The sequence below is a fragment of the Desulfovibrio sp. UIB00 genome (assembly GCF_022508225.1).
Lineage (GTDB): Bacteria > Desulfobacterota > Desulfovibrionia > Desulfovibrionales > Desulfovibrionaceae > Desulfovibrio.
On record NZ_JAETXJ010000007.1, the window covers coordinates 129414 to 155930 of the forward strand.

The window sequence follows — 26517 nt, forward strand, 5'->3', positions numbered from 1 at the left end:
GCTGCACGGTGTCGGTGGGGGAATATATTACGGCGCTGCTGGCGTCGGAAAAGCTGGGTGCGCAGGTCACGTGCCACAAGCTCTTTCCGCCAGTGGAGCCATGCCACGCGCCCACGCGCCTGCCCTGGCCCGCTGCCATCAGCCGTGCCCTGGAGCAGCGCGGCATCCACGAGCTTTACAGCCATCAGGCGCTTGCCACAGACCACATCCGCGCCGGGCATTCCATTGTTGCGGCCACGCCCACGGCCAGCGGCAAAAGCCTTATCTACAACCTGCCTGTGCTCGACCGCTACCTGCGCGACCGTGACGCCCGCGCCCTGTATCTCTTCCCCCTCAAGGCTCTGGCGCAGGATCAGCTTGGCGCGTTCAACGCCCTGGTGGAAGGCTGGCCCAAGGAGGCCCGTCCCACAGCCGCCCTGTATGACGGCGACACCACCGACCATTTTCGCCGCAAAATCCGGCGCAATCCGCCCACGGTACTTATCAGCAATCCGGAGATGCTGCACCTCGGCATTCTGCCCCACCACGAACAGTGGGCGGAATTTCTGGCTGGCCTGAGCCATGTGGTTGTGGACGAAGCCCACACCTACCGGGGCGTGTTCGGGGCGCACATGGCCCAGGTGTTCCGGCGGCTCAACCGCATTGCCGGACGCTACGGCGCGCGGCCCGTCTATGTGCTGTGCACGGCCACCGTGGGCAATCCCGGCGAGCTGGCGGCTGCGCTGACCGGCACGGAGGCTCCCGCCGCGCCTGCCCTTGCCACAGGCCTGGATTCTCCGGCGCAGGCCCCGTCCTCCGCTCCTGCCGCCCGCAGAGCGGATGCGCCAGTGGTTATTGACCAGTCCGGCGCGCCGCAGGGGCCACGGCACTTTGTTTTTCTCAATCCGGAGCAAAGCCCCGCCACAGCCGCCATTGATCTGCTCAAGGCGGCGCTGGCCCGCAACCTGCGCACCATAGTCTACTGCCGCTCGCGGCGCATGACAGAACTCATCAGCCTGTGGGCCGGACAATCAGGGACTTTTTCCGAACGAATCTCCGCCTATCGCGCGGGCTTTCTACCAGAGGAAAGACGCGGCATCGAGGCCCGCATGGCCTCGGGCGAGTTGCTGGCCGTGGTCAGCACCAGCGCGCTGGAACTGGGCATAGACATTGGCGGGCTGGACGTGTGCATCCTTGTGGGCTACCCCGGCACGGTCATGGCCACCCTGCAACGCGGCGGGCGCGTAGGCCGCGCCCAACAGGAATCCGCCGTTATCGTGGTGGCGGGCGAGGATGCGCTGGATCAGTATTTTGCCCGCAATCCCGAAGATTTTTTCAGCCGCCCTGCGGAAAAAGCCGTGGTCAACCCGGACAACGAGGTCATTTTGACCCGTCATTTGGAGTGTGCGGCGGCAGAAATGCCCCTCACCCCCGGTGAAGCCATGCTGGCAAGCCCTGCTGCCCGCGCCGCCGCCCGCGCGCTCAACGCCAAGGGACTATTGCTGCAATCGGCGGACGGCACCCAACTGCTGGCCGCCCGCAAGCGGCCCCAGCGGCATGTGGATTTGCGCGGCACAGGCCAGACCTTCAGCATTGAAGATCAGGACGGCCAGATCATCGGCTCGGTGGATGGCTTTCGCGCATGGCAGGAGACGCACCCCGGCGCTGTTTACCTGCACCGGGGCCGCAGCTATGTGATTGAAGAGATGGACCCGGCCCGCGCCCGCATTGTGGCCAAGGCCGCCAAGGTCTCATGGTTTACGCGCACGCGCGGCCAAAAAAGCACGGATATCCTTGAAGAAGTCGAGCGTGTATCCCTGGGCCGCGTGCTTGTCTGCCGTGGCCGCCTGCGCATCACCGACACCGTGACCGGCTATGAAAAGCGCTCCACCTCGGGCAACCGCCTGCTCACCATCACGCCACTTGCCGCGCCGCCGCAGGTTTTTGAAACCGAGGGCCTGTGGTACATCATACCAGACAGCATCCGTGCCTCGCTGGAAGAACGTTTTCTGCACTACATGGGCTCCATCCACGCCCTTGAGCATGCTGCCATCGGCCTGCTGCCCCTACTCATCATGGCCGACCGCAACGACTTTGGCGGCATTTCCACCCCGCTGCATGCCCAGACCGGGCTGTCGGGAGTGTTCATTTATGACGGCCTCCCGGGTGGGGCGGGCCTGACGCGTCAAGCCTTTCCCGATGCGCGGGGCCTGCTGGAAGCGACCTTCAAGGCTGTTGCCGCCTGCCCCTGCGAGGACGGCTGCCCCTCCTGCGTGCATTCGCCCAAGTGCGGCTCCGGCAACAGGCCCATCAGCAAAATCGGCGCGCTGGAACTGCTGCGCGAAATGCTGGCCCCCGGCTCGGAAGGCGAGGCCCTGTGCCGCGATCTGCGCATCAGCCCCGCCCCAGAGAGGCTGGATATGGAATCTCTGGACGCAGCCTCTGCCCTGGCGGCAGCGCCCCGGCCTGCGGTTTCGGCCCTGGATTTCATCAATGAAGGCAGCCAGCCCGAAGCCGCGCACACTGCAATGGAGGAAGAATCCATGAGCAAAAAGCACTCCGCGCCGGACAACCAGAACAGCCTGTTCGGCGCTAATGGTCTTGCACAGTCCGGCTCCAGCGGCAGCGCCCCCACGCCTCAGAGGGAGGCCAGCAGCGCGCCGGACGCTCAAGGGACAAAGACCTTTGACGCCGCAGGCCTGTTGACGCACATTCCCGTGCCGCCGCCAAAAAATTTTGTGGTCTTTGACGTGGAAACCCGGCGTTCCGCCGCCGAGGTGGGCGGCTGGAACAGGGCCGACCGCATGGGCGTGAGCGTTGCCGTGGCCTACGACAGCAAGGCGGACGACTATTTCTCCTACCAGCAGGAGGAGCTGCCCGCATTGTTCGAGCGCCTGCACGCGAGCGACCTTGTGGTCGGCTTCAACAGCCTGCGCTTTGACTACGCCGTGCTCTCGCCCTTTGCGCCCTTTGATCTGCGCACCCTGCCCAGCCTTGACCTTTTACAGCGCGTGTACGAACGCCTGAACTACCGCCTTCCACTGGACAATCTGGGGCAGGCCACCCTGGGCGAACCCAAGAGCGCCGACGGTCTGCAAGCCCTGCAATGGTGGAAGGAGGGAAGGCTGGAAGATATCGCCACGTATTGCCGCAAGGATGTGGACATCACCCGCCGCCTCTATCTGCACGGTCTGGAGCAGGGCTTTTTGCTGTTCAGCAACAAGGCAGGCTCCCGCGTGCGTGTTCCTGTGGATTTTCACCGGCGCTGAAACTACCAGCCGGAAAAAGCAAGACGCCCGTGATCGCGGGCGTCTTGCTTTCAGATCTCTGTGGAAAGACAGAGTTACTTCAATTTTTTCAGTGTCTTTTCCATACCTTCCGGCAGGGGGTAGACGTGATCCTCACCGGGGAACGCGCCCGCGCGCACTTCACGCGCATAGGCCTCCACCGCCGAGCGCAGGCTTGCGCCCACTTCGCCAAAGCGTTTGACGAAGCGCGGCAGGTGGCTCAGGGTCATGCCCGTCATATCCTGCCACACAAGAACCTGCCCATCGCAGCCAGCGCCAGCGCCGATGCCAATAACCGGGATGGACAGGGCCTGGGTCACGCGCTCGGCCAGTGGCGCGGGCACGCATTCCAGCACCAGGGCGAAAGCCCCGGCTTCTTGCAGGGCGCGGGCATCGTCCAGCAGTTTCTGGGCTGCAGCCATGCTTTTGCCCTGTACCTTGAACCCGCCAAAAGCGTTCACCGATTGCGGCGTGAGGCCAAGATGCCCCATGACGGGAATGGAAGCCCGCGTCAGCGCCCGCACTTCTGCGGCAAATTCCGCGCCGCCTTCAAGCTTGACCGCCTGGGCACGGCCTTCAGTCATGAGCCGCCCGGCATTACGCACGGTATCTTCCACAGAAACGTGGTAGCTCATAAAGGGCATGTCGCAGACCACAAGGGCTTTTTGCGCACCGCGCGCCACGGCGGAGCAGTGGCGCACCATGTCGTCCACCGTGACGGAAAGCGTGTCGGGATAGCCCAGCATGACCATACCCAGCGAATCGCCCACAAGCAGGGCATCCACCCCGGCCATGTCCATGACCCGTGCGGTGCTGTAATCATAAGCCGTCAGCATGACGAGCTTTTCCTGCCCTTTGGCCTCGCGGAAGGTAACTATGGTATTCTTCATGACTGAGCCTCCTTCTGATTGGCATCGTGGGCCAGCCCCATGATGAGGTGGGTAAGTTTGGCAGCCGTAAAGTCCGCATGGTGCAGGCCCTCAATGGGGGCCAGTTCCACCACGTCCAGCCCCACCACGCGGCGGCCCGCCACGCAGCGTTCCAGCATGTACTGGGCCTCGCGCCAGTTGATGCCGCCGGGCGAGGGCGTTCCTGTTGCTGGCATGATGGACGAATCAAGCCCGTCCACATCGAAGGTGATGTAAATATTTTTGGGGAAATCCTCGGGCAGGGGCAGCTCCGGCAGGCCCACGCGGGCGAGGAAGTAGGCATCGTAATGGGTGACGTTGAACTTCTTGCGGATCTCGGCTTCTTCCCGGCAGAAATCGCGCACGGCAAACTGCGTGAGCGGCAGGCCGAGGTCGGCCACGGCACGGTACATGACGCTGGCGTGTGAAAAGGGGCTGCCCTCATACTGGGGCCGCAGGTCAGCGTGGGCGTCAAACTGCACAACCCCAAAGGGTTCGCCCGTTTTTTCCGCCTGCCGGGCCAGCGCACGCAAGGCCCCGAGCGTCACGGTATGTTCACCGCCCAGCACCACAGGCACTGCCTCGCAGGCAATGGCATGGGCCACAGCGGCCTCTATGCGGTCAAGCGTGTCGGTTATGGGGCCAGCGCAGTCCACGGCCTGAGCGGTAAAAAAACCTGACTCGCCAGGTGCGAATCCGCATTCCCAGGCTTCAAGCTGGTGGGATGCGGCAAGCAGGGCTTGCGGGCCTTTGACCGTGCCGCCGCCATAAGAAACGCTCTGCTCCAGAGGAACGGGGATAATGTGAAACCCTGCCTGCTCCGGCGCAGACTGGGGATATTCAGAAGCCAGAAACTTGTCTTGCATGTGATCCTGCCGTGATTTGACATAAAAAAACGGCCCGCTTGGGGAGGCAGGCCGTTTCGGTTGGAGGAGACTGTCAGCAAAAGAAAGGAAGGTACTTTCCAAGCTGCAATGGCCGTGCCACAAAAAGCAGCATACGAATAATCATATAACACGCTGCTTTTTATTGGTAATTTTTTTCAGCCCCTCACTGGACGCGTTAAAAATGTTTAACCCCACGTGCCTGCGCCCTGCCTGGAAGGCGCAAAACTGTACAAAATATTTTCTTGCACAGCCTACTGCACAGTATCCTTGCCCGGCGCAACAGCCGCACCCTGCAAAGAAAGGGAAAGCTTTTCGGCCAGTTCGCGCGCGGCAGGCGTATTGCGCCATTCGTCAAAGAGTTTCTGCCAGCCGCCAAAATCCACAAAGTTGCGGTCAAGCTGCGCTTCGTGCATCTGCACCCAAGCGTTGAAAAGCTGCATCTGCACCTGGAAGGTGGCGCTCTCAAAAATCATGGCCGCAGTATCGCGGGGCATGACCTGACCGTCCACATGGGCCAGAACAAAATTACAGACCGCGCGGCGGGAGGTTTCAAAGGTCACTTCCTGACCGTTCATGTCTTCTGCCAGAGGCAGCAGACGGGGGAACAGCTCGCTGATGCGCTCCATGGCCTTGACCGGCACGGCGATGAACAGAGCGGGCTGGCCGTCCGTAGCGGCAGGGGCATCGGGCTTTTCAGAGATGAAATAAAAACGCAGCCAGTTCTCGAACATGACGGCTTCCAGAACCTTGGCAACGCCATTCTGAAATTGTTCTTGAGCTTCGGGCATGGGGACTCCCTTAATGTTTTACGGCCACGACCCGCAGCCGCCGATAATCAGCAATCCAACCGCCGTTATTCCACATGGATGCGCGCAGGGCATCCGCCACGGCGGCAAAAACCTTTTCCTGAGCCTCTGGGGCCACGCAATCCAGATCCTGAGCAAAAAACTGGGCCATCCAGCGGGCAAGGCCTTCTTCCCCTCCTTTGAGAGGGGTAGGCCTGTCGTACTCTTCCGCAAGCCGCACGGAAAATCCGTGACGGCTCAGCAGGCCTGCGTATTCCTGCGCCGAGGGAAAATAAAAACGCTCGCTGTTCAGATGCGCCGGGCCAATGCCTTCCCCTGCCAGCACGGCCTGAAAGGCCGCCCCAAAGGCAGCGCGGATACGCCCGATATTGCCCTGCGCGCCAAATTCGCACACCAGAAGGCCGCCGGGGCGCAGCGCCCGCGCCATGGCGGCGGTCAGACGCTCCTGATCTTCTATCCAGTGCAGCGCGGCGTTGGAAAACAGCGCGTCCACGCAGCCGTTCCACGGCATGTCGCAGGCGTCCATTACCAGAAATTCCACTTGCGGCAGGCGCATCCTGGCCTGCTCGATCATGTCGGGCGAGGCGTCGATGCCCACCACGCGGGCGGCTCTGGCGGTCAAGGCTTCTGTCAGTGTGCCTGTGCCGCAGCCTACGTCAACAACAAAGCCCAGACCATCGGGCAACAGCCCCAGCAGGTTTTCACCGTAGGCTGCCACAAAGTCGTGGCTCTGGTCATAAAGACGGGCATCCCAATCCATGAATCCGGTTCTCCCTGCGCGGCGAAAAAAAGCGCAAGCGCCACTTGTTGTAAACATCAGACTACAGCGCGTCAATGCGGCGGGCTGATTTGCAGCAACAATGCCGCCCGATCCCCGCCAGAAACGAGCAGGCTCAGGCCTGCTTTTCCCGCACGGCGCGCTTTTGCATTTCGCTGTTGCCAACTTGTCCAAGTACTGCGGCGGCAAGCCCCGTGCAGGCGCTCACCAGACCCAGCGGCACAGCGGTATCGCCCCCGGCCAGCCCCACAAGGGGGGAGGTGCACGCGCCAAAAATAAAGACCGCCACGCCCAGAATGCCCGAGGCCGTTCCCGCGCCAACATTTTGCGCGCTGATGCCAAGGGTAAAGCTGGTGGGGAGCGTCATGCCCTGGAGGGCGATCATGAAAAACAGCCCCACGAGCAGCGGCAAAGGCGAAGCTGGCGCGAGCACCGTCACGGCCAGTACGCCAAGGCAGGCCGCACAGCGCAGCGTGTTGCCGATTTGCAGCAAACGGGCTTCGCCAAAACGGCGCGACAGCCGGGCTGTGGCAAGGGCGACAAACATGACGCTCAAGGCGTTGCAGCCAAAAATGACGCTGTAGCCCTGCGGCGAAATGCCGTACATGCCCTGCAGCACAAAGGGCGAGGCCGCCACGTAACCAAAAAATCCGCCCATGGTGAAACCCTGCACGCCCACATAACACATGAAGGGTTTTTGCCGCAAAAGCTCGCCCATGGCCTTCCACGAGGCGCGCAGACCACCCTCGCGGCGCATGGTTTCCGGCAGTGTTTCGGGCAGGCCCGCAGCGCTCAGCACGATGAGCAACACCCCAAAGCCCGTCAGAAAATAAAAAATCAGGGGCCAACCGCTCAGGGATGCCAGCCACCCGCCCAGAAGCGGCCCGGTAATGGGGGCAATGCCGTTGACCGCCATAAGCAGGCTCATGAAGTTGGTCAGCTCCGGCCCGCGAAACAGGTCGCATGCCATGGCGCGGGCCAGCACAATCCCCCCTGCCCCGCCAAGCCCCTGCGCAAAGCGCAGAGCAATAAAGCTGTTGCCCGTTTTGGCCGCTGCGCAACAGATGGAAGCCAGCGTAAAGAAGATCAGCGCCATGAACAGTGGCTTGCGCCGTCCGGTGGAGTCTGAAATGGGCCCCACAAACAATTGCCCGAGGGCCATGCCCAGCAGACAGGCCGTGATGGTCAACTGGGTTGTTGCCGTGGAGATATTAAGATCTGCCGCCAGCGCGGGCAGGCTTGGCAGATAGGTATCGGTACACAGCGGGCCAAAGGCAGCCATCATGCCCAGCAAGAGCGCCAGAAACAGCCTGCGGCGGCGGGGCAGCCTTGCGCCGGCACCCACAATATAATCATTTTCCGTAATGCGCATGTTTGTCCTTTTTCTTTTCTTTGCGCGATATTCGGGACGAGCGCGGGCAAAGTCAAGGGCGGGGAATGCCCCTGCGCGGCTCTGGTATGCGCTGCCGCCTTATGCTACCCTGCGCCCATGATTGATTACGCTCAAGCCCTTAACGAAGCCCAGTACGAGGCAGCCACCTGCGGCGACGGCCCTGTGCTGGTTGTGGCAGGCGCAGGCAGCGGCAAAACCCGCACCATCGTCTACCGTCTGGCATGGCTGGCAGAACACGGCGTGGAACCTGACGCCATGCTCCTGCTCACCTTCACCCGCAAGGCCGCGCAGGAAATGCTGCACCGCGCGGGGCTGTTGCTCAATCAGGGGCTTGCGGGCGTGCAGGGCGGCACCTTCCACGCCTTTGGCTTTGGGGCGCTCAGGCGCTGGAAACCCGAATGGCTTGGCGACAGACCCTTCACAGTCATGGATTCCGCCGACATCAACGAGGCGGTCAAACACTGCAAGGATCAGCTCAAGCTGGGCAAGGGGGACAGGTCGTTTCCCAAAACCCAGAGCATTGTGGGGCTGCTGAGCAAGGCCCGCAACAAGGAGCTGCCGCTGGACGAAGTGCTGCGGCGCGAAGCCTTTCACCTGCTGCCCCATGCCGATGGTCTGGCCCGGCTGGGTGATGCCTACAATGCCTACCGCCGCGACAAGGGCCTGCTGGATTACGATGATCTGCTGTTCGAGCTTGAGGCCCTGCTGCGTGAAAATCCGCTGGCGGCCGCCTCGCTGCGGCAGAGGTTCAGCCATATTCTTGTGGACGAATATCAGGATACCAACCTGGTTCAGGCCCGCATTGTGCGCCTGCTGGCAGGGCCCTTGGACGGCCCACCAGGCAACGTCATGGCTGTGGGCGACGAAGCCCAGTCCATCTATGCCTTTCGCGGCGCCAATGTGCGCAACATATTGGACTTCCCCACGCTTTTTCCCGGCGCGCGCGTTGTACGGCTGGAGGAAAACTATCGCTCCACCAAGCCCGTGCTGGATGTGGCCAACAACCTGCTCTCCCACGCTGCGGAATCTTTCCGCAAAAATCTGTTCACGCGCAAGGAAGGCGGCGACCCGGTACGCCTTGTGACCCCGCTCAGCGACATGAGTCAGGCCAAGCTGGTGGTGCGCCGGGTTGAAGAACTGCTGGCGACCCATCTGCCGCACGAAATCGCGGTGCTGTTCCGCGCGGGCTTCCATTCCTATAATCTGGAAATGGCCCTCAACCAGGCAGGCATTGCCTTTCGCAAATACGGGGGGCTGCGCTATACCGAGGCTGCCCACGTCAAGGATGTTATCGCCTACGCCCGCCTGCTGCTTAACCCGCTCGACCTGCCCGCCTTTGCCCGCGTGGCGGCCCAGCACAGCGGCATTGGCCCCAAGACGGTAGAAAAACTCTATGCCGTGGCCCGCAGCGGCGACCAGAAATCCACAGAAAAAGCCTTTGCCAAGTATCCGGGATTTCTGGAAGACATGCGCTTTGTGGACGACCTGCGCGCCCGGCCCATGCCGCCCTCGGGCACGCTGTCGTCCGTTCTTGAGCATTACCGCCCTCGCCTCGAGGCCCTCTACCCGGAAGACTGGCCCCGCCGCCAGCAGGGGCTGGAAGAAATCATCCAGATGGCCTCCGGCTACAGCGAACTGGATCTTTTTGTGGCAGATCTTGCCCTTGAAGCGCCGGAAGACGATGACGCCGACAGCAACGAGGGCAAGATCACCCTTTCCACCGTGCATTCGGCCAAGGGGCTGGAGTGGAATGCCGTTCTGATCATTGATCTGGTGGAAGACCGCTTTCCTTCGCGCCACGCTCTGGCCCGGCCAGAAGATTTTGAAGAAGAGCGCCGCCTCATGTACGTGGCCTGCACCCGCGCGCGGCAGTGCCTTGACCTTTACGCCCCGGCTTCGCTTTACAACAGGGCGGAGCGCGGCAGTCAGCACGTGAGCCAGAGCCCCTTTGTGCGTGAGCTTGCGCCCGGCATGGTTGAAGAATGGATTGAAGGCTTCGGCGGCGTGCTTTCGCGCCGTAGCGTTGGCGGCGTGGGTTTTGGGCGTAAAACCGCCATGTCTTCTGCTGGCGGGCCTGGTGGCGCGCAGGTCTTTTCGGGCGGGCTTTTGCCGCGTCCGCAGCGCCCGCCGAGCCACGATGCCTATGACGACTGCCAGCTTGCGCCTGACGATGCGCCGGTGAATGCGCCAGCAAGCGGCTCGGGCAAGCAGACTTTTCCCTTTGCGACCCCCACGTCCACCCCTGCGGCGGCTCATGGAAGTTCAGGGTCGCAGGCCGCAGCCGATGGCGAACTGTGTTACTGCCGCCACCGTATTTTCGGGCGGGGCAAGATCGTGCGACATCTGCCGCCGGACAAGGTGCAGGTGAATTTCCCCGGCTTCGGCCTCAAGGTCATCCTGAGCGAATATCTGATTCTGGAGAGCTGATATGGTTCCGCCCCACGCATCCCCTGTTTCTCATGGCTCTCTTTCTGAAGACGGCATTCTAGCCTGTCTTGGCAGGCATTTTCCGCAGACCGGGCCTTCCCTGCTGCTGGGCAGGGGCGATGACTGCGCCGTGCTGCGCGGCGGCAAGCCCCTTGCCGTGAGCAGTGACCTTTTTCTGGAAGACGTGCATTTTCGCCGCTCGTATTTTACCCCTGAAGAAACAGGCTACAAGGCGCTGGCCGTCAATGTGAGCGATCTTGCGGCCTGCGGGGCGCGGCCCGCCGCCTTTACCCTCTGCCTCGGCCTGCCCGGCTGGGTGGACGAGCCGTGGCTGGACGCGTTTTTCTCCGGCATGGCCGGGCTTGCCAAGCAACACAACATGGTGCTGGCCGGAGGCGATCTTTCCGGCTGCGAGCGCCTGCATATTTCTGTGACCGTGTGGGGCGAACCCGCCGACCCCGGCACCTTTCTTGTGCGCGGCGGCAGCATGCCCGGCGATGTGCTCTTTGTGGTGGGCCGCCTTGGCCTTGCCCGGGTGGGGCTCAAAGCCCTTGAAGCTCAAGGCCGCGCGGCTCTGGAGCAATGGCCCGCCGCCTGCGCGGCGCACCTGCACCCCGAGCCGCAGGTGGACGCTGGCCTCATGCTGGCGCGGGCAGGATTCAACGCCCGGCCGCCTGCGCTCATGGATGTTTCTGACGGCATCATGCGTGATCTGCCCCGTTTGCTTGGCCTTACGGGCGAATTGAGCGCGGCGGGTCAGGCCTCGCGCGGCAGCTTGGGGGCGGAAATTATGCTGGCCCGTGGGCAGCTGCACCCGGAAGTAGTGAGCTATGCCGAAGCCCATGGCAAAAATCCCGTACACGAGGCCCTGCTTGGCGGCGAGGATTACGCCCTGCTTGGTTCGTGCGCGCCCGACATGCTGCCCCCCCTGCATGCGGCCATACCGCGCCTTACAAGCATCGGCGTTGTCACCGCTGGCGGCGGTATTGTGTGCAACAACGAACCGCTGGACACTCTGTCGGACATGCGCGGCTTTGACCACTTTGAGCACAAAAGGCAGAAAGCCTGACATGCACGCATGGCAAAACAAAGGAAATCCCGCATGAGCAACACCTCGCACCGATCAGCATCCGCGCCGCTTTCAAACGATCAACCATCCATCCCTTCTGAGACGGTTGAAGAATTTCGCGCAATTTGCCGCGATGCATGGAAGCAGGGCCTGCTGTCCGGCTGCAACGGCAACACCAGCCGCAGGCTCGGCAGCAACGCGCCAGGGCTTGTCTGTGTCACGCGCAGCGGCGCTGCCAAGGGCAGGCTGACCGCCGCCGACTGTTGCCTTATGGACATCGCCACAGGCGCAACCGTGTCTGGCGGGCCTGCGTCCACTGAATCGGGCATGCACCTTGCCATCTATCGCGCCCGCCCGGACTGCAACGCCATTTTGCACACACACCCTCGCCGCCTGCTTGCCTTGAGCCTGCGGCTGGCGGGCAGGCAAGAGGACTTTTTGCGCCTGCCCCTTTTTGAAGCCGAGGTGTGGCGGGCCAAGCTGGGCTTTGCCCCGGCACTCCCCCCCGGCACCGCCGAGCTGGCAGAGGCCGTAGCTCTGGCTGCCAGCGGCAAGGATGCCGTGTGGATGGCTGGGCATGGCCTGTGCTGTCTTGGGCGCACCTTGGCCGATGCCCTGTGTCTGGCTGAAGAGCTGGAACATCTGGCCGCGCTACAGATACTTGCCACGGTTTAACGCTGGCATTGCCACCTTTTTCTTACAGCCCGCATTTTGCGGGCTTTTTTGTTCGTTCAGTGTTACAACTTGCAAAAACATATGCGCAGCTGTAACATGCACTATATTTTCGTAACACGAACTCAAAGGAGCCCTCCACCATGCATATCCGTTCGCACCTCTGCACCGCTCTGGCCCTTATGGGTCTCATGATTTCCAGCACTGCCGCCCTGGCCCACGAATTCATCCTCAAGCCCGACACGGCAACCCCTGCCGCCGGGCAGAAAACCCGCCTGCAGGCGCAGGCGGCCCATGTGTTCATGGTCAGCGAAGAAGCCGAAAACCCCGCCAACGTGCGCTTGTACCTCTTGCAGGGCGACAAAAAAACCGACATCGCCCTTGCGGAAGACAAGGCGCTTGTTTCGCTGGTGGGCGACTTCACCCTCGCGCAGAACGGCCCCGCCATGCTGGTGGGCCACCGCCTGCCCCAGATATGGTGCGAAACAACCCAGGGTGAAATGGAAGGCAGCCGCTCCGCCCTTGAAGCCAAAGGCATGAAGGTCAAATCTTCCGGCAAGTATGAAAAATTCGCTAAAACCCTGCTCAATCCCGCCAGCAACGACACCCTGTTCGGCAAGGCCCTTGGTCAGGATCTGGAACTTGTACTGCTGACCAATCCCGCTGACATCAAGCCCGGCGCCCCCCTGAACGTACAGGTACTGCTGCGCGGCAAGCCCGTGGCCAACGCGACTGTGGGCCTGACCCACGATGCCTTCAGCAAGGAACAGGACACCTACAAATCCAAGGTGCAGACTGATGCGCAGGGCAAGGCATCCTTTACCGTGGACAAGCCCGCACTGTGGATGCTGCGCACCACTGTGGTGGAAAAGACCCCCGGCACGGACGCGGATGAGCACCATCTGCGCGCCACCTATGTGTTCCCCGTAAAGTAGCCCCATATCCACACGCAGGCAGGCGGGGGAAGGTTCGCTTTCTCCCGCCTGATCGCATTCCCACATATGCTTGAGGCAAGGATAGTTATGCGCATTTTTCTTTTGGGGCGCTGCGCCGCCATCTGTCTTGCGGTTGCGCTGCTTCTGACAGGTACCGTTGCCCAGGTTTCGGCCCATGCCCTGTATGCGGCAGACACCCGGCATGACGGCGTGGTGCTTGTGCAGTTTGCCTACTCCAGCGGCGAGCAGCCCACCTATGCCAAGGTGGAGGTTTACAGCCCCGCAGACGACAAGGTGGAATTTCAGAATGGCCGCACGGACGCGCAGGGGCGCTTTGCCTTCATGCCTGATGCGCCGGGCCACTGGCGTATCATCATGGCCGACAACATGGGGCATAGGGTTGAACACCCGGTGGAAATCAGCGCCGCTCAGGGGGCCGTAGCCGCAGACAGCGGGCACGATGCGGGGCCAGGCGGCTTTGCCATGCCCTTGCGCATTCTGCTGGGCCTGAGCCTGATTGCCAACATGGCGCTGGCGGCTGCCGTGATGCGCCGCAGAAAAAAACTTACGGTATAATGGTTCAAAACTGTTTTTGACCCAAAAAAACGGGTGCCTCCTGAAGGAAGCACCCGTTTTTACATCAGCAATGAACGTTTATTTCGGTTCGATAACTTCCCTGCCGCCCATGTAGGGAACCAGCACCTTGGGCAACACAAGGCTGCCGTCCTTTTGCTGGCAGTTTTCAAGGATGGCGGCAATGGTGCGGCCCGTGGGCAGGCCGGAGCCGTTGAGCGTGTGCAGGAACGTGGCCTTGCCGCCCTTGGGCTTGAAGCGGATATCGGCCCTGCGGGCCTGAAAGTCCGTGCAATTGGAGCAGGACGAAATTTCGCGGAAGGTTTTTTGCGTGGGCAGCCACACTTCAACATCATAGGTTTTGGCAGAGCTGAAGCCCATGTCACCCGTGCAGAGCGTGATGACGCGGTAGGGCAGTTCGAGCATTTCCAGTAGGTTGCAGGCATGACCGCGCATGATCTCAAGCTGGTTGAAGCTGTCGTCAGGATGGGCGAAACGCACCATCTCTACCTTGGTAAACTGGTGCATGCGGATAAGGCCGCGCGTATCCTTGCCCGCGCTGCCCGCCTCGGAGCGGAAGCAGGGTGTGGCCGCGCAGTAGGCGCGGGGCAGGTCGGCCTCGTCCAGCACTTCGCCAGCGTGCAGGTTGGTCAGCGGCACTTCGGCAGTGGGAATCAGGTAGTATTCCCACTCGCGCAACTTGAACAGGTCTTCCTCAAACTTGGGCAACTGGCCCGTGCCTGTCATGCTGGTGCGGTTGACCATGTAGGGCGGGCAGACTTCAATATAGTCTTCAGCCACAGTGTGCTGATCAAGAAAAAAGTTCACCAGTGCGCGTTCAAGGCGCGCGCCCCAGTTCAGGGACACCACAAAGCGGCTGCCGGTCAGGCGGGCGGCGCGCTCAAAATCAAGCCCGCCAAGGGCCACGCCCAGATCGCCATGCTCGCGCGGCTCAAAATCAAATTCGCGCGGCGTGCCCCAACGGCGCACCTCCACGTTTTCCGATTCATCCTTGCCCACGGGCACGGCGGCGTCAGGCAGGTTGGGTACGCGCATGAGCCAGGTTTCCACATCGGCCTTGGCTTGGGCGGTTTCAACGTCCAGCTCCTTGATGCGTTCGGAAACGCCGCTCATTTCGGCCAGCAGAGCCGTGGCATCTTCGCCCGCGCGTTTTTTTGCGGCCACTTCGGCAGAGGCCACGTTGCGGCGGCTCTTGAGGGTTTCCACCTCGGTCAGCAGGGCGCGGCGGCGGGCGTCCAGCGCTAGAAATTCATTAACATCCAGATCCGAATGCCTGTCGGTCAAAGCCTTGGTCAGCACTTCGGGCTGCTTTTGCACCAGTTTGAGGTCAATCATAGCCGCTCCTGAAAAAAACGCGCACCGCGCGGGATATAGCAAAATCTGCTCCACATGAGGATGGGGAGCGCAACAGAGAGGCTGTAGCATGCTGGGCCGCTGCCTGCAAGGCGGCTGCATGCGGCCTGTACCTGACAATCTGGCGCAGGCAGACCTGCAAACCTTGCAAAAGGCAAATTTTGCGTATACGTAGTAACAAGTATTCTGGAGATTTTCTATACAAGTTACGTGAGGCCGTCATGAAACATTTTCGCATTGTTCTTTGTGTATCCCTGCTGGCGTTGCTTGCAGCCTGCGGGCCGAGCAACAATGTCCGACTCTTGCCGCCGCCCGCTCTGGACGCTTCGGTGCTTCCTTCTCCCAACGCACCCCGTGTGACTGTTGTGATGTTTGAAGACAAACGCATGGATCAGACCGTCATCGGCACCCGCCGCGACAACAGCGCGTTTGTCACCACCGACAATGTCGCCCAGTGGATCAGCAAGGCTCTGGCCGATGAACTTGCGCGCAACGGCATGCAGGTTTCCTATTCCATCAGCGTGAACGAAGCGCGCAAGGGCAACCCCGACTTTATGGTCACTGGCCAGGTCGATGAAGCCAACATCCGCGAAACGTCCACCACCGACATGTCCACATCGCTGCGCGCAAACTACGTGCTTGCCAATCGGCAGGCGCGCATCCTGCGTGAATCGCTCAACGCGTCACAGTCGCGCACCGGCCTGCCCTCAGGCAGCGCTGCCGACAACCTGATGCTGGAAACTCTGCGCGACTTGGTCAAACCCATGGCGCACAAGATTGTCCAGACCATCGAGGCAAAAAAATAAGCCCATGCGGGCCTTGCGTACATTGTTTTCCAGCTTGCCCATGGCGGTTCTGCTGGGAGCTTTTGCCCTGCCGCCGGTTTTGTTGACCGGCGGTGCGGCATGCGCAGCAGAACACACGCCCGGCCCACCGGCGGCAGTCTCTGCCGCTGACAAACCAGCACCGGAGGGCAAGGACTCACAGGGCAATACAGCTGACAATACCCCAGCTGAAAGTGCCAGCCCAACTCCTGCTGATCCGCTCTCGCCTCTAGAAAATGGCCCCTCTGCTTCCAGACCAGGCCCCCTCCCCCTGCCATCGCCCGTTCTTCGCAGCGCGCACTGCCCCGCCGCGCCACTGCCCCCGCACGCCCAACGCCTGTGCGCGGAAGCCGCAGCCCTTCTTGAGGCCTTGCACACTGCCGCAGCAGCTCTGCCCAACAGGCGCGACATCCGCATGGGCATCACCGATTTCAACGAATACACAGCGCTGGCCGCTGAACTGTACACCCCGCTGACAGAGGTTGACCATGCTGCCGCTGGCGGGGATTCCAGCGCGCAAAGCATGACGGTTACCTTGCTGGCCCGGCCCGATGCGGCGGAAACACTGCTGCGGCTACTGCGCAATCCTGACGCCCTGAAAGTGCGGCGTTTGCTGCTGGCCGACCTGATGACCGCAACGGCAAATGCCCGGCATGTCGCTCAGGAACTCGCCGCCGCCGATGCCCTGCCTGGATCTGGCGGCTCCGGCGATGCGTCCCCCGGTTCTGGCGGTACATGGTATATTGCCAAGGCGACGCCGCCGGGGCAGTTGACCCAGCACCCGCCCATGCCTACCCCCGAAGACATCACCAAGGAGGCGGCGCAACAGAAAGCGCAGCTGAACGCTGATGCCCTGGCAGACACTTTTGCCGCCGCCATTGCGGCTCTGGATACACTGCGCCTTTCGCCCGAGGGTTGGCTGACCTCGGCAGAGTCTCTGGCAATCCTTGAAAAAGCTGCCGTCAGTCTGCCGCAGAGCGCAGCTACCCGGCTACTTCTGGGCGAGGCACTCTTGCAGGCGGGCATGCCGCAGCGCAGCATCGCTTCCTGCACTGCCGCGCTGGAACTTGCCCCCGGCCTTGGCCGCGCGCGGTACATCCGCGCACTGGCCCACTGGCGCTTGCAGCAACTGGCGCTTGCCGAAGATGACCTGAGCGCGGTGCTGGAAGCCACAACGGATGCTTTCCCCCACACATCGGACAAAGTTCGGCTTTTGCGGGCCCGTGGTGCGTTGCGCATGCTGCGCAGCAACGAACCCGGCATGTGCGATGATCTGGCCGCCGCCTGCGCTCTGGGCGATTGTGAAGGCCTTGCCGCCGCCCGAGGGCAACAGATGTGCCTTACATCTTCAAGGCAAGAGGGCGCCCCGCCCGCTGCGGATGCCGTCACGCCTCAACCACCCGCCAGGGCTGGCGACACGGCGGCAAAACCATGAGCCGAGCCCCTCTGCTTAAAGTTTACGGGCATGTGTATCCTGTGAACGATGATTTTTACGCAGCTCTGGAACAGTCCTGCGCCGATGCCATGCCGGATGAAGATGACGTGCCTGTTCTTGAGCGTGACGGCGATATGGCCCGCATCTCCTTTGAAGGCATGTACTTTCCCGTGGATGAAGTACTGGCGGTACTTGGGGAGCATATCTGCCCGGAGCATAAGGGAAAGCTTGACGTGCTTGATATGGAGGGCTGGCGGCTTAATCGCCACGCCTTCAACTGCGGGCGTATTGAAAGCCACAGCGCTCCGCTGAACAACGTTCTGGATTACTCCGGCCATTAATTTTTCGACTCTTTGTCCTTCCTGCCTGAATTACGGCATATTTCACCGAGGCAATCCGCGCTTGTGCCGCTACGCCAGAATGTGATTTAATCACATTTCGCTCGCGAGTTTCCGCGCAAAAAATTATGGCTTTCATATTTTTTTGTTCGCGGCCGCCCTTTGTTCCCATAATCACAAGCTTTGTGCCCGCCAGGTATTTGGCATCTTCGATATTTCTTGAGCACAGGCCTTTCTGCCCGAAATCTCTGGCGAAAGGGTTCCCTTATGTATATTCTGGCGTTGAAATCGACAGAGTCTTTGCCGCAGTTCCGCGCAGCAGGGGCAATGCCCTGAACCAATTCGGGCGGCAAAGGAGGGGGAACCGTGTCGATGCAAAAAACCACCAGCGAATCCTTTTGCTGGGCCGTCGACCCAGACCTGAACTACCGTCATGTGGATGCGGTAAAGGAACAGTTGCTGGAATTACCAGCGGGATCCCTCGCGGGTAATTCTCTGGTTCATTGCATGCACCCGGACGATGCCGCCATGCTGCGCCAAGCCATTGCTCCTGCCAAACCCAGGGCGCTCACAGGCTGCACCGTGCGCTATGTGTGCCCAAGAGGTACACACACGGTTACCAGCCTGAACATAAGGCCCGTGCACAGTGCCAGCGGTGCATTTCTCGGCTTTGAGGGCGAAGAGCGCAGCATAGGCTCTGTAGATATGCGCGATGATCTCGCGCCAATTTTTGAGGAGGTGTTCGCGCACGATTTCATGGCGCTCTGCATCGTTAACAGGGATGGGCAACTGTTGGCGGTCAACGCACAGTATGCCATTATTGCGAACAAGCCCGCCAACGCCCTGGTGCGTTCCCACATTCTTGAAGCGGGCATCCCTTCCGTTGACGTGGTGGACGAGGCTTTCAGGGTACTCCCATCTAGAGAAGTCATTCCCGAACAGGAGATCATCTGGGACGGCAAGGACTACGTCATGTCCATCTACGCCCTGCCCAATGCCTGCGGCGAGCTTCACTCCATCTGTGTGTCGCTGCGCGACATAAGTCTGCGCAAGGGGTTGGAACGTCGGCTGGAGGCCGCCAATCGGCAACTGGAAGCAATGAATCTCAAGGATTACCTGACAGGCGTGTTCAACCGCCGCCATTTTGATGAAGCCCTGCAAAGGGAAGTGGCGCGCCTTGCGCGGGAAGGCGGCGACATGTGTGTTGCCATGGTCGATGTGGACAAGTTCAAGCTGTACAACGATGCCTATGGGCACCTTGCCGGGGACGACTGCCTTGCCCGTGCGGCAAAGGCCATGAGCGCCGCTCTTTTCAGACCCGGTGACGAACTGTTCCGCTACGGCGGCGAGGAATTCGCCATCATCATGCCCCATACAGGGAAGGAAAGCGCCACAATGGTTGCCGAACGCGTGCGCGAAGCCATCAGCGCCCTGCGCATCCCCCACTGCCAAAGCGCCCTTGGGCGTGTGACCATCAGCATCGGGGTTGCGGCGCTTAGCTCGGCCTGCGCCCTGTCAGGGCATACTGCCTGCGAAAAACTCATCAGAGTAGCGGACAAAGCCCTGTACGCCGCTAAGAACAGCGGTCGCAACAAGGTCGCCTCAGCCACGTGCAGCATTGCCGAGAGCGATTAACAGCGCAAAACAAAGCCCCGCTGGTTTATCCGGCGGGGCTTTGCGGTTAAGGCAAGCTTGAGTAAAGGCGCGATTGGCGCGAACTTATTCCCGCTCAAAAAGTGATTTCTGAATCAGGGCATCAGCACGGTCATCGGCCCCACGCAGGGAATCATAGGCCTTTTGCAGGGCATCGGGCCAGTCCGCATCGCTCACATCGCTGATAAACAGCAAGGTCAGGTCACCCTCAGTGGACACGTCCGCATGGGTCATGACCCTGCCGGACATGGCCTGGAACGTCCAGCCGCCGCCATCGTCAGCCTTTGAAGGCGCCGTGCCTTTAAGCCTGGCCGACTGCTTTTCGGCAAACTGCTTGGGCGTCAGATTGCCGGTTTCCACCTTGGTAAAAATACCAATGGAAAAAAATGAATCTTGCCCGCAGGAAACAGTTACAATGCTTTCTTTTTCTGTTGCCGAGCACTTGGCGGGCAAATCTATGCTGAAATGGTTAAATTTTTTTTCCGCAGCGGCAGCCGCCCCGCACAGGCCCGCCAACAGCACACAGGCCATCAATGAACCCAACAGCGCATATTTCATGGACAAGCTCCTTGAAATGTCCGCGCAGTGCGCGGTATTTTTTCGGGCGGAAGTATCGCACAAGCAAGGGCGGCTGTCTAGAACAGCCGCCCGCAATACTCATAATACAAGAATTTTATTACCTATTATTGTCAGAGCACATTAGCCGCACTACAGATAGCGCTGCCCCTAAAACTGGTAAAGAAACACAGGGCTGCTGGAAGAAAGGCTGCCCAGTGCGCTCAGATCAACCCCGAGCATGGTTTTGAGGCTGCGCGGCAGCCAACCGCCTTCCTTGGGCCGGGTCACAAGCTTGCGCTCTGCTGGTACGCCGCACTGTTCCGCAAGCCAGGCCAAAGCCGTTTGCTGCCCGCCCAGTTCGTCCACCAGTCCAAGCTGCACGGCCTCCCGCCCAGTAAAAATCTTGCCGCTGGCAAGCGCGGCGGCGCGGGCATGCTCCATATGCCGTCCATCGGCCACGATATCCACAAACTGCTGGTGCATGTCATCCAGCACTTTTTTAAAATAGTCGCGCTGCTCGGTGCTCAGCGGGCGCATGTAGGAACCGGCGTCTTTGTAGGGAGCGGTGGTTATTGTCTCCTGCCCCACCCCGATTTTGCCCATAAGGCCCTGCAACTGCGGAATATCCATGCGAACGCCAATGGAACCTGTCACGGTGGAGGCATTGGCAAACACGCGCGACCCCGCCATGCTGACCATCAGCCCGCCCGATGCGGCCAAAGACCCCATGCTTACAGCCACGGGCTTTTTGCGGGCCAGTTCTCGCACGGCGCTATAAATTTCCTGCGATGCCGCAGCGCCCCCGCCAGGCGAATCCACACGCAACAGTACGCCCGCTATCATGGGGTCGCGCTCCACCTTGCGTATCCATTCAAGGGCAGGTTCCGGATCCATGATGGGGCCGGAAACAGACACAAGGGCTATGCGCTGGCCGCCCATGAGGCCGTTGCTGCCAAGAGCAGCGCCAAACACACCGACACCTGCCAGCAAAAGCAGTATAAGCCCCCAAAAGATGACCGGATGCCGCTTACGGAATGGGCGACGCAGCAGATCCTTCCACACGTTTGCCGGAACCTGGGCCAGCGGGCAGGCGCAGGACTGCCCAGCCGAGGGGGCAGGCGCTGCTGAGGACGCCGCAGCTGGTGCAGATTCGGCCAGGCCGCCATCGGGCATGGCGGACATGGAAAGCGGAGACTCTGTATTCAATGAAAATTCCTGATTGCTCATAACGCTCTTTGACCTGATTGTAGTTGTGATGGGCCGTGGCCCGATGGTGGAAAAATCCGCAGGCTGGCTACACTATCGGCGGAGATGGCCGCATGGCCTGTTCAATGACTTGGAAATTTTTATGGCAAGGGTCTGGGCGCACGGTTGGGCTGACGGCAGAGGCCGGAGACTGGCGCGGAGCGGGATTGTTCACGCAGGTTCATGCGACTGTGGCAGGCTGTTTGTCTGGTTCATGGCGCGCATTGTTTGCCCAGGGGAGCCTATACTTTTTAGGCACATCCTGACTTTTTGTTGCATTGGCGCGCCCCGCAAGTGCAGGGCGCGCCTTTTATATTTAGCGTTGCATGGGTTCAGGCCAGAATTCTGCGGCCATTTCGCGCAGTTTGAATTTCTGGATCTTGCCGCTGGCGGTGAGCGGGAACCCTGTTATTGTTTTGATGTACTTGGGTATCTTGTACCACGACACCTTGCCGCGACAAAAATCGCGCACGTCTTCCGGCAGAATTTCCACGCCAGGACGGGGGATGATGAAGGCCGCGACCTCTTCGCCGTACTTGCGGCTGGGAACAGCCACAACCTGCACGTCCAGAATGCCGGGCATGCCCATAAGGAACTCTTCAACCTCACGCGGATAGATATTTTCGCCGCCACGGATAATCATATCCTTGATGCGGCCCGTCACGCGCAGGTAGCCGTTTTCGTCCATAACGCCCAGATCGCCGGAATGCAACCAGCCTTCGGGGCTGATGGCCTTGGCCGTGTCATCGGGCATATTGTAGTAGCCCTTCATGACATTGTAGCCACGGCAGAGGATTTCGCCCACCTCGCCGCGCGACAGTTCCTCGCAGGTGTCGGGGTCGCCCACGCGCACTTCAATGCCGGGCATGGCGCAACCCACGGTTTCGCAGCGCAGCGACAGGGGATCATGAATATCTGACTGGGTCATCACCGGCGAGGCTTCCGTAAGGCCGTAGCAAATGGTGATTTCCGTCATGTTCATGTCGTCCACCACGCGGCGCATGAGCGGCTCGGGGCAGACAGAACCGGCCATGATGCCGGTGCGCATGTGCGAAAGGTCAAAACGCTTGAAAAGCGGGTGCTCCAGCTCTGCCAGAAACATGGTGGGCACGCCGTATACGGCAGTGCAACGTTCGCTGTCGAGCGCAGCCAGCACCTTGAGCGCGTTGAACGACTCAAGAATAACCATGGTCGCGCCGTGGTTCACTGCGGCGGAGACGCCAAGCACGCAGCCGAAGCAGTGGAACAGCGGCACGGGCAGGCACACCCTGTCTTCCGGGCCGAAATTCTGGTGGCGACCAATCCAGTACCCGTTCAGCCCCACGCCCACATGGGTCAGCATGACCCCGCGCGGAAAGCCCGTGGTGCCCGAGGTGTACTGCATGTTGATGACATCCCACGGCTGGAGCAGGGCCTGACGAGCAGCGTATTCCGCCTCGTCCACCATGACGGAAAGGGAGAGTATTTCCGGCACGGAGTACATGCCCCGGTGCTTTTCCGCCCCCAAAAAGCACACGCGCTTGAGGTGGGGCAGGCTCTTGCACACAAACCTGTCGCGCGACTGCAAACGCAGCTCGGGCGCGATGCGGTAAAGGGTGTCCAGATAGTCGTGGTCGCGCACACTGTCGATAAGAAAAATATTTTCGCACTCGGAGTGGGTGAGCAGGTAGCGCAATTCGTGTTCACGATAATTGGTGTTTACCGTAATCAGTATGGCGCCAATTTTTGCCGTGGCGAATTGCAAAGCCACCCAGTAAGGCACGTTGGTGGCCCATACCGCGACCTTTTCACCCTTCTGCACGCCAAGAGCCATCAACCCCTTGGCAAAATCGTCCACCAGAGCGCCAAATTCGCTCCAGGTCTGGCGATAGTTGCGGTCAGGGTATACTAATGCTTCATTATCGGGAAAGCGCGCCACCGTGTGGTCAAGCACCTGCCCCAACGTCCATTCGCGCAGTTCAAACTGCGCCTGACGCTCACGAACTTTTTCTTCCATGCATCCTCCCAAAGGCGTGTTGCGGCTGGTGCGCCGCTGTTACGCGGTGTGCGGCCTGAAGGGCTTTGGATCGCGCCCCGAATCAGGCCAACAGAAAGTAAACATGCCCTAGGGATTGTATGTCACAGCCAGAAATTCCACAGGCTCGTCGCCAGCTGCGCCCACGTAATGCGGCACAATGGAATTGTAGTAAATTGTTTCGCCAGGCTTGAGCACGCGGGTTTCGCGCCCATAGACCACAAGCAGTTCGCCCTTGAGCACGCAGATAAATTCCTCGCCCTGGTGCGAGGTGGTCTTGCGTTCACCGCTCTCGGGGAAAATGCGGATATGGAAGGGTTCCATGTTGCGGTCATTCTTGCCCTTGGCCAGCGCATGATAGGTATAGCTGGGGCGGGGGACGCGCCCTGTATGCAGGGCTTCATCGGCCTCGGCCTCGCCATTGATGCTGCTCACCACCGGGTCGCGCGAAAACTGGTCGTCCAGAAAAGTGCCAAGGCGCACGCCAAGGGCGCGGGCCACCTTTTGCAGGGGGCCGATGCAGGGATAGATGGCGTCTGACTCCAGCTTTTCAAGATAGTCTTCCGTAAGGCCCGTATTCTGGGAGAGAGTTTGCAGGTCAACTTCGCGTTCTTCGCGAAATCCACGGATGCGGGAACCAATGGTACGCACGGGGGGCATAGACGCTCCTGATTGCCGGATATGCCGGGTTGGATGCCGCTCTGGCAGGATGACGTGGCGGCAAGCAACCCACTAAATACCGAAAAGCCCGTGCGCTCGCAAGCAAACATGCGCTGTTGAGCGGTCATACAATACCCCTGCTGACACATTTTGCTCTTTGCGCTATGCTCAAAGGCATGAGCAAACAACCGATGGTCAGAAGGGCCTTTGTGGCCTCCGGGCAAGTGCAGGGCGTGGGTTTTCGCCCCTTTGTCTACCGCCTGGCCGCCGAGGGCGGGCTTACAGGCACTGTGGGCAATACCTCTCAAGGCGTGCGTATGGAACTGCAGGGCGCAGAGGCAGAAGTGCAGCGCTTTGGCCGCCGCCTGCGCGCCGAACTGCCGCCGCTGGCACGGCTGACCAACGTGGACGAACACGACTTGCCTGTTGTAGGGGACGAAACAGCATTCCGCATTGTTTCCAGCTCAGGGCAGGCAGCGCACAGCGTGCTTGTAAGCCCGGATATGGGCGTATGCGCCGACTGCCTTGCCGACATGCGCGATCCGGACAATCCGCGCTACCAGTACGCCTTTACCAACTGCACCAACTGCGGGCCGCGCTACACCATCACGCGCTCCATTCCCTATGACCGCGCCGTTACGTCCATGAGCTGTTTTCCGCTTTGCCCCCGGTGCAGCGCGGAATACGCCGACCCGGCAGACAGGCGTTTTCATGCCCAGCCCGTGGCCTGCCCAACGTGCGGCCCGCGTTTGTGGTTTGTGGATGCGGCTGCGGCCAGCAAAGGACAAACTGCGCCGACCGCAGAAAATCAGCAACAGGCTTTGGAACAGGCCGTACAGACCCTGCTCCACGGCGGGATTCTGGCGCTCAAAGGCCTGGGGGGCTTCCAACTGGCCTGCGACGCGCGTAATGCCCAAAGTCTGCAGGAGCTGCGGCGGCGCAAAACACGCCCGCACAAACCGCTGGCCCTCATGGTTGGCGATCTGGCAACAGCCCGCGCCCTGTGCGAGCTCACGCCGGAACACGAGGCCCTGCTGCAAAGCCCGGAAAAGCCCGTTGTTCTCTGCCCCCGCCGCAGTGCGACGCAGAACAGCGCAACAACACGGAATGATGCCGCCTATTTGCCGCACGAGGTAGCCCCTGATACTGGCAAAATTGGTATCATGCTGGCATACACGCCCCTGCATGCCGTACTTTTCAGCCGCCTTGCGGAATGCGCGCCCTTGCCGCCCGTGCTGGTCATGACCTCGGCCAACGCCGGGGGCGAACCCATTTGCCTTGGCAACCGCGAGGCTCTGGCCCGGCTTGCCCATCTCACGGACGCATGGCTGCTGCACGACCGGGATATTCTGGTGCGTGTGGACGACAGCGTGGTGACGCTCCAGCCGAGCTTGTCCGGTACGAATGCGCACGGCGCATCTGCGCCCGCGCCCCAGCTGGCCGAGCCGCTGTTCTATCGCCGCGCCCGGGGCTATGTGCCGCGCCCGGTTTTTCTGCCCAAGGCGGAGCAAAACGCCCCCTGCGTGTTGGGAACCGGTGCGGAACTCAAGGCCACCATCTGCCTGACGCGCGGAGCCGAGGCATTTGTGGGCCAGCACATCGGCGATCTGGAGAATCCCGCCACCCTGAGTTTTTATGAGGAGGTGGCCTCGCATCTGGAAAAGCTGCTGGAAGTGCGGCCCGAGGCTCTGGTGTGCGATGCGCATCCCGATTTTCTTTCCACCCGCTATGCTGAGGCCCGCGCTGAACGCGAAGGCCTGCCCCTGTGGCGCTTGCAGCACCACGCCGCCCACGCAGCTGCCGTTTTGGCCGAAAACAGCCACTACGGCCCGGCCCTGGCCCTCTGCCTTGACGGCACGGGCCTGGGCGACGACGGCACAGTCTGGGGCGGAGAGCTGCTGTTCATGGAGCTTGAACAGGCCCAGTGGCGCAGGGTGGGCCGTCTGGCCCCCTTTGCCTTGCCTGGCGGAGATGCGGCGGTGCGCCAACCCTGGCGCATTGCGCTGGCCCTGCGCAATCTGTGCGAGCAGGCGGAAATTCCTCTTCCATCACTGCACACCCCCTGGCTGCCGGAACAAGCGCAGGCCACCGCTGCGGTGACAGAAATGCTGCGGCGCGACATCAACTGCCCGGCCACGTCCAGTTGCGGACGCCTCTTTGATGCGGTGGCCGCGCAATTGGGGCTGTGCCTAGATACAAGTTATGAAGGTCAGGCCGCCATCCGCCTTGAAGATGCCGCAAACCGCGCCCAAGAACGCATCCGAACTGCGCTTGAGGGCAAGGCGTGCGACAAGGACGTGGCCGCGCTGATCTGGCCCGTTGGTGTTGCGCTTCACCACAATTTGCTCGAAATGGACAGCGCGGGCCTGTTTGCCCTCGTTGCGCAGGCGCAGGCGCAGGGAATGGACGCCACAGAAGCTGCGGCACGTTTTCACCTCAGCCTTGCGCGGGCGCTGGCATGTATGGCGGGCCGTGCAGCCCGCAAACTGGGCGTGAATTGTGTGGGCCTCACCGGCGGCGTATTGCAGAATGCCACGCTGGCGCGGCTGCTGCCGCTGGCGTTGGTGGAGCAGGGACTCACAGCCCTCACCCACCATGAATTGCCGCCAGGTGATGGAGGGCTTTCCCTCGGTCAGGCCGTGTGGGGCAGAAGGATGCTGGCAAGGGCGAAACTCTGATTACAAACAAGGCGGAAAACGCAG

Annotated in this window: 21 protein-coding genes; 11 read left to right on the plus strand and 10 right to left on the minus strand. The window is 61.1% G+C overall.

Going from position 1 to position 26517, the window contains the following annotated elements:
- The first annotated feature begins 8 nt into the window (after window positions 1-8).
- Window positions 9-3248: a DEAD/DEAH box helicase gene (locus JMF94_RS11860; protein ID WP_240825314.1), complete on the plus strand. Its 3240-nt coding sequence runs from the start codon at window positions 9-11 to the stop codon at window positions 3246-3248.
- 74 nt (window positions 3249-3322) lie between these two features.
- On the opposite strand, the gene panB is transcribed toward JMF94_RS11860, so the two are convergent.
- The 5 genes from panB to JMF94_RS11885 form a co-directional block, all read right to left on the minus strand.
- Window positions 3323-4156: a 3-methyl-2-oxobutanoate hydroxymethyltransferase gene (gene panB, locus JMF94_RS11865; RefSeq protein ID WP_240825315.1), complete on the minus strand. Its 834-nt coding sequence runs from the start codon at window positions 4154-4156 to the stop codon at window positions 3323-3325.
- The gene (gene speB, locus JMF94_RS11870) at window positions 4153-5040 is read right to left on the minus strand and encodes an agmatinase (protein WP_192112600.1); all 888 of its coding nucleotides are present in this window, start codon (window positions 5038-5040) and stop codon (window positions 4153-4155) included. Before speB ends, panB begins: the two co-directional genes overlap by 4 nt.
- Before the next feature lie 272 nt (window positions 5041-5312).
- Window positions 5313-5849 carry a hypothetical protein gene (locus tag JMF94_RS11875; RefSeq protein ID WP_240825316.1) on the minus strand — a complete coding sequence of 179 codons (537 nt, stop codon included), beginning with the start codon at window positions 5847-5849 and terminating at the stop codon, window positions 5313-5315.
- 10 nt (window positions 5850-5859) lie between these two features.
- Entirely contained in the window at window positions 5860-6627 is a 768-nt protein-coding gene (locus JMF94_RS11880; protein ID WP_240825318.1) for a class I SAM-dependent methyltransferase, read from the minus strand.
- Between the two features lie 133 nt (window positions 6628-6760).
- Window positions 6761-8017, minus strand: coding sequence for a multidrug effflux MFS transporter (locus JMF94_RS11885; protein WP_240825320.1), 1257 nt, complete (start codon window positions 8015-8017; stop codon window positions 6761-6763).
- A 117-nt stretch (window positions 8018-8134) separates the two neighbouring features.
- On the opposite strand from JMF94_RS11885, the gene JMF94_RS11890 reads away from it, so the two are divergent.
- The 5 genes from JMF94_RS11890 to JMF94_RS11910 all read left to right on the plus strand — a co-directional run bounded on the left by JMF94_RS11890 (window position 8135) and on the right by JMF94_RS11910 (window position 13717).
- Window positions 8135-10465: an ATP-dependent helicase gene (locus tag JMF94_RS11890; protein ID WP_240825322.1), complete on the plus strand. Its 2331-nt coding sequence runs from the start codon at window positions 8135-8137 to the stop codon at window positions 10463-10465.
- 1 nt (window position 10466) lies between these two features.
- Window positions 10467-11534 carry a thiamine-phosphate kinase gene (gene thiL, locus JMF94_RS11895; protein ID WP_240825324.1) on the plus strand — a complete coding sequence of 356 codons (1068 nt, stop codon included), beginning with the start codon at window positions 10467-10469 and terminating at the stop codon, window positions 11532-11534.
- A gap of 33 nt (window positions 11535-11567) precedes the next feature.
- Window positions 11568-12209 carry a class II aldolase/adducin family protein gene (locus JMF94_RS11900; protein WP_240825326.1) on the plus strand — a complete coding sequence of 214 codons (642 nt, stop codon included), beginning with the start codon at window positions 11568-11570 and terminating at the stop codon, window positions 12207-12209.
- 140 nt (window positions 12210-12349) lie between these two features.
- Complete coding sequence (locus tag JMF94_RS11905; protein ID WP_240825327.1) at window positions 12350-13141, plus strand: DUF4198 domain-containing protein; 792 nt, start codon at window positions 12350-12352, stop codon at window positions 13139-13141.
- A gap of 87 nt (window positions 13142-13228) precedes the next feature.
- Complete coding sequence (locus JMF94_RS11910; protein WP_240825328.1) at window positions 13229-13717, plus strand: hypothetical protein; 489 nt, start codon at window positions 13229-13231, stop codon at window positions 13715-13717.
- A gap of 78 nt (window positions 13718-13795) precedes the next feature.
- Here JMF94_RS11910 and serS read toward each other — a convergent pair whose 3' ends face one another.
- Complete coding sequence (serS, locus tag JMF94_RS11915; protein ID WP_240825329.1) at window positions 13796-15070, minus strand: serine--tRNA ligase; 1275 nt, start codon at window positions 15068-15070, stop codon at window positions 13796-13798.
- A 239-nt stretch (window positions 15071-15309) separates the two neighbouring features.
- Between serS and JMF94_RS11920 the strand changes: the two genes are divergently transcribed.
- The 4 genes from JMF94_RS11920 to JMF94_RS11935 all read left to right on the plus strand — a co-directional run bounded on the left by JMF94_RS11920 (window position 15310) and on the right by JMF94_RS11935 (window position 19320).
- Window positions 15310-15894 carry a hypothetical protein gene (locus tag JMF94_RS11920; protein WP_240825330.1) on the plus strand — a complete coding sequence of 195 codons (585 nt, stop codon included), beginning with the start codon at window positions 15310-15312 and terminating at the stop codon, window positions 15892-15894.
- 40 nt (window positions 15895-15934) lie between these two features.
- Window positions 15935-17347 (plus strand): translation initiation factor IF-2, encoded by a 1413-nt coding sequence (locus JMF94_RS11925; RefSeq protein WP_240825331.1) that lies wholly within the window; start codon window positions 15935-15937, stop codon window positions 17345-17347.
- Window positions 17344-17688: a hypothetical protein gene (locus tag JMF94_RS11930; RefSeq protein WP_240825332.1), complete on the plus strand. Its 345-nt coding sequence runs from the start codon at window positions 17344-17346 to the stop codon at window positions 17686-17688. Before JMF94_RS11925 ends, JMF94_RS11930 begins: the two co-directional genes overlap by 4 nt.
- A gap of 369 nt (window positions 17689-18057) precedes the next feature.
- Window positions 18058-19320, plus strand: coding sequence for a sensor domain-containing diguanylate cyclase (locus JMF94_RS11935; RefSeq protein ID WP_240825377.1), 1263 nt, complete (start codon window positions 18058-18060; stop codon window positions 19318-19320).
- Window positions 19321-19404: 84 nt separating this feature from the next.
- On the opposite strand, the gene JMF94_RS11940 is transcribed toward JMF94_RS11935, so the two are convergent.
- The 4 genes from JMF94_RS11940 to JMF94_RS11955 form a co-directional block, all read right to left on the minus strand.
- Window positions 19405-19896: a hypothetical protein gene (locus JMF94_RS11940; RefSeq protein WP_240825333.1), complete on the minus strand. Its 492-nt coding sequence runs from the start codon at window positions 19894-19896 to the stop codon at window positions 19405-19407.
- Between the two features lie 168 nt (window positions 19897-20064).
- Window positions 20065-21102 carry a signal peptide peptidase SppA gene (gene sppA / locus JMF94_RS11945; protein ID WP_240825334.1) on the minus strand — a complete coding sequence of 346 codons (1038 nt, stop codon included), beginning with the start codon at window positions 21100-21102 and terminating at the stop codon, window positions 20065-20067.
- A 355-nt stretch (window positions 21103-21457) separates the two neighbouring features.
- A complete protein-coding gene (locus JMF94_RS11950; protein WP_240825335.1) occupies window positions 21458-23137 on the minus strand; it encodes an AMP-binding protein in 1680 nt (559 codons plus the stop codon).
- Window positions 23138-23245: 108 nt separating this feature from the next.
- Window positions 23246-23815: a cupin domain-containing protein gene (locus JMF94_RS11955; RefSeq protein WP_240825337.1), complete on the minus strand. Its 570-nt coding sequence runs from the start codon at window positions 23813-23815 to the stop codon at window positions 23246-23248.
- A 176-nt stretch (window positions 23816-23991) separates the two neighbouring features.
- On the opposite strand from JMF94_RS11955, the gene hypF reads away from it, so the two are divergent.
- Window positions 23992-26493, plus strand: a complete 2502-nt coding sequence (gene hypF, locus JMF94_RS11960; protein WP_240825339.1) for a carbamoyltransferase HypF — start codon at window positions 23992-23994, stop codon at window positions 26491-26493.
- Window positions 26494-26517: the final 24 nt, after the last annotated feature.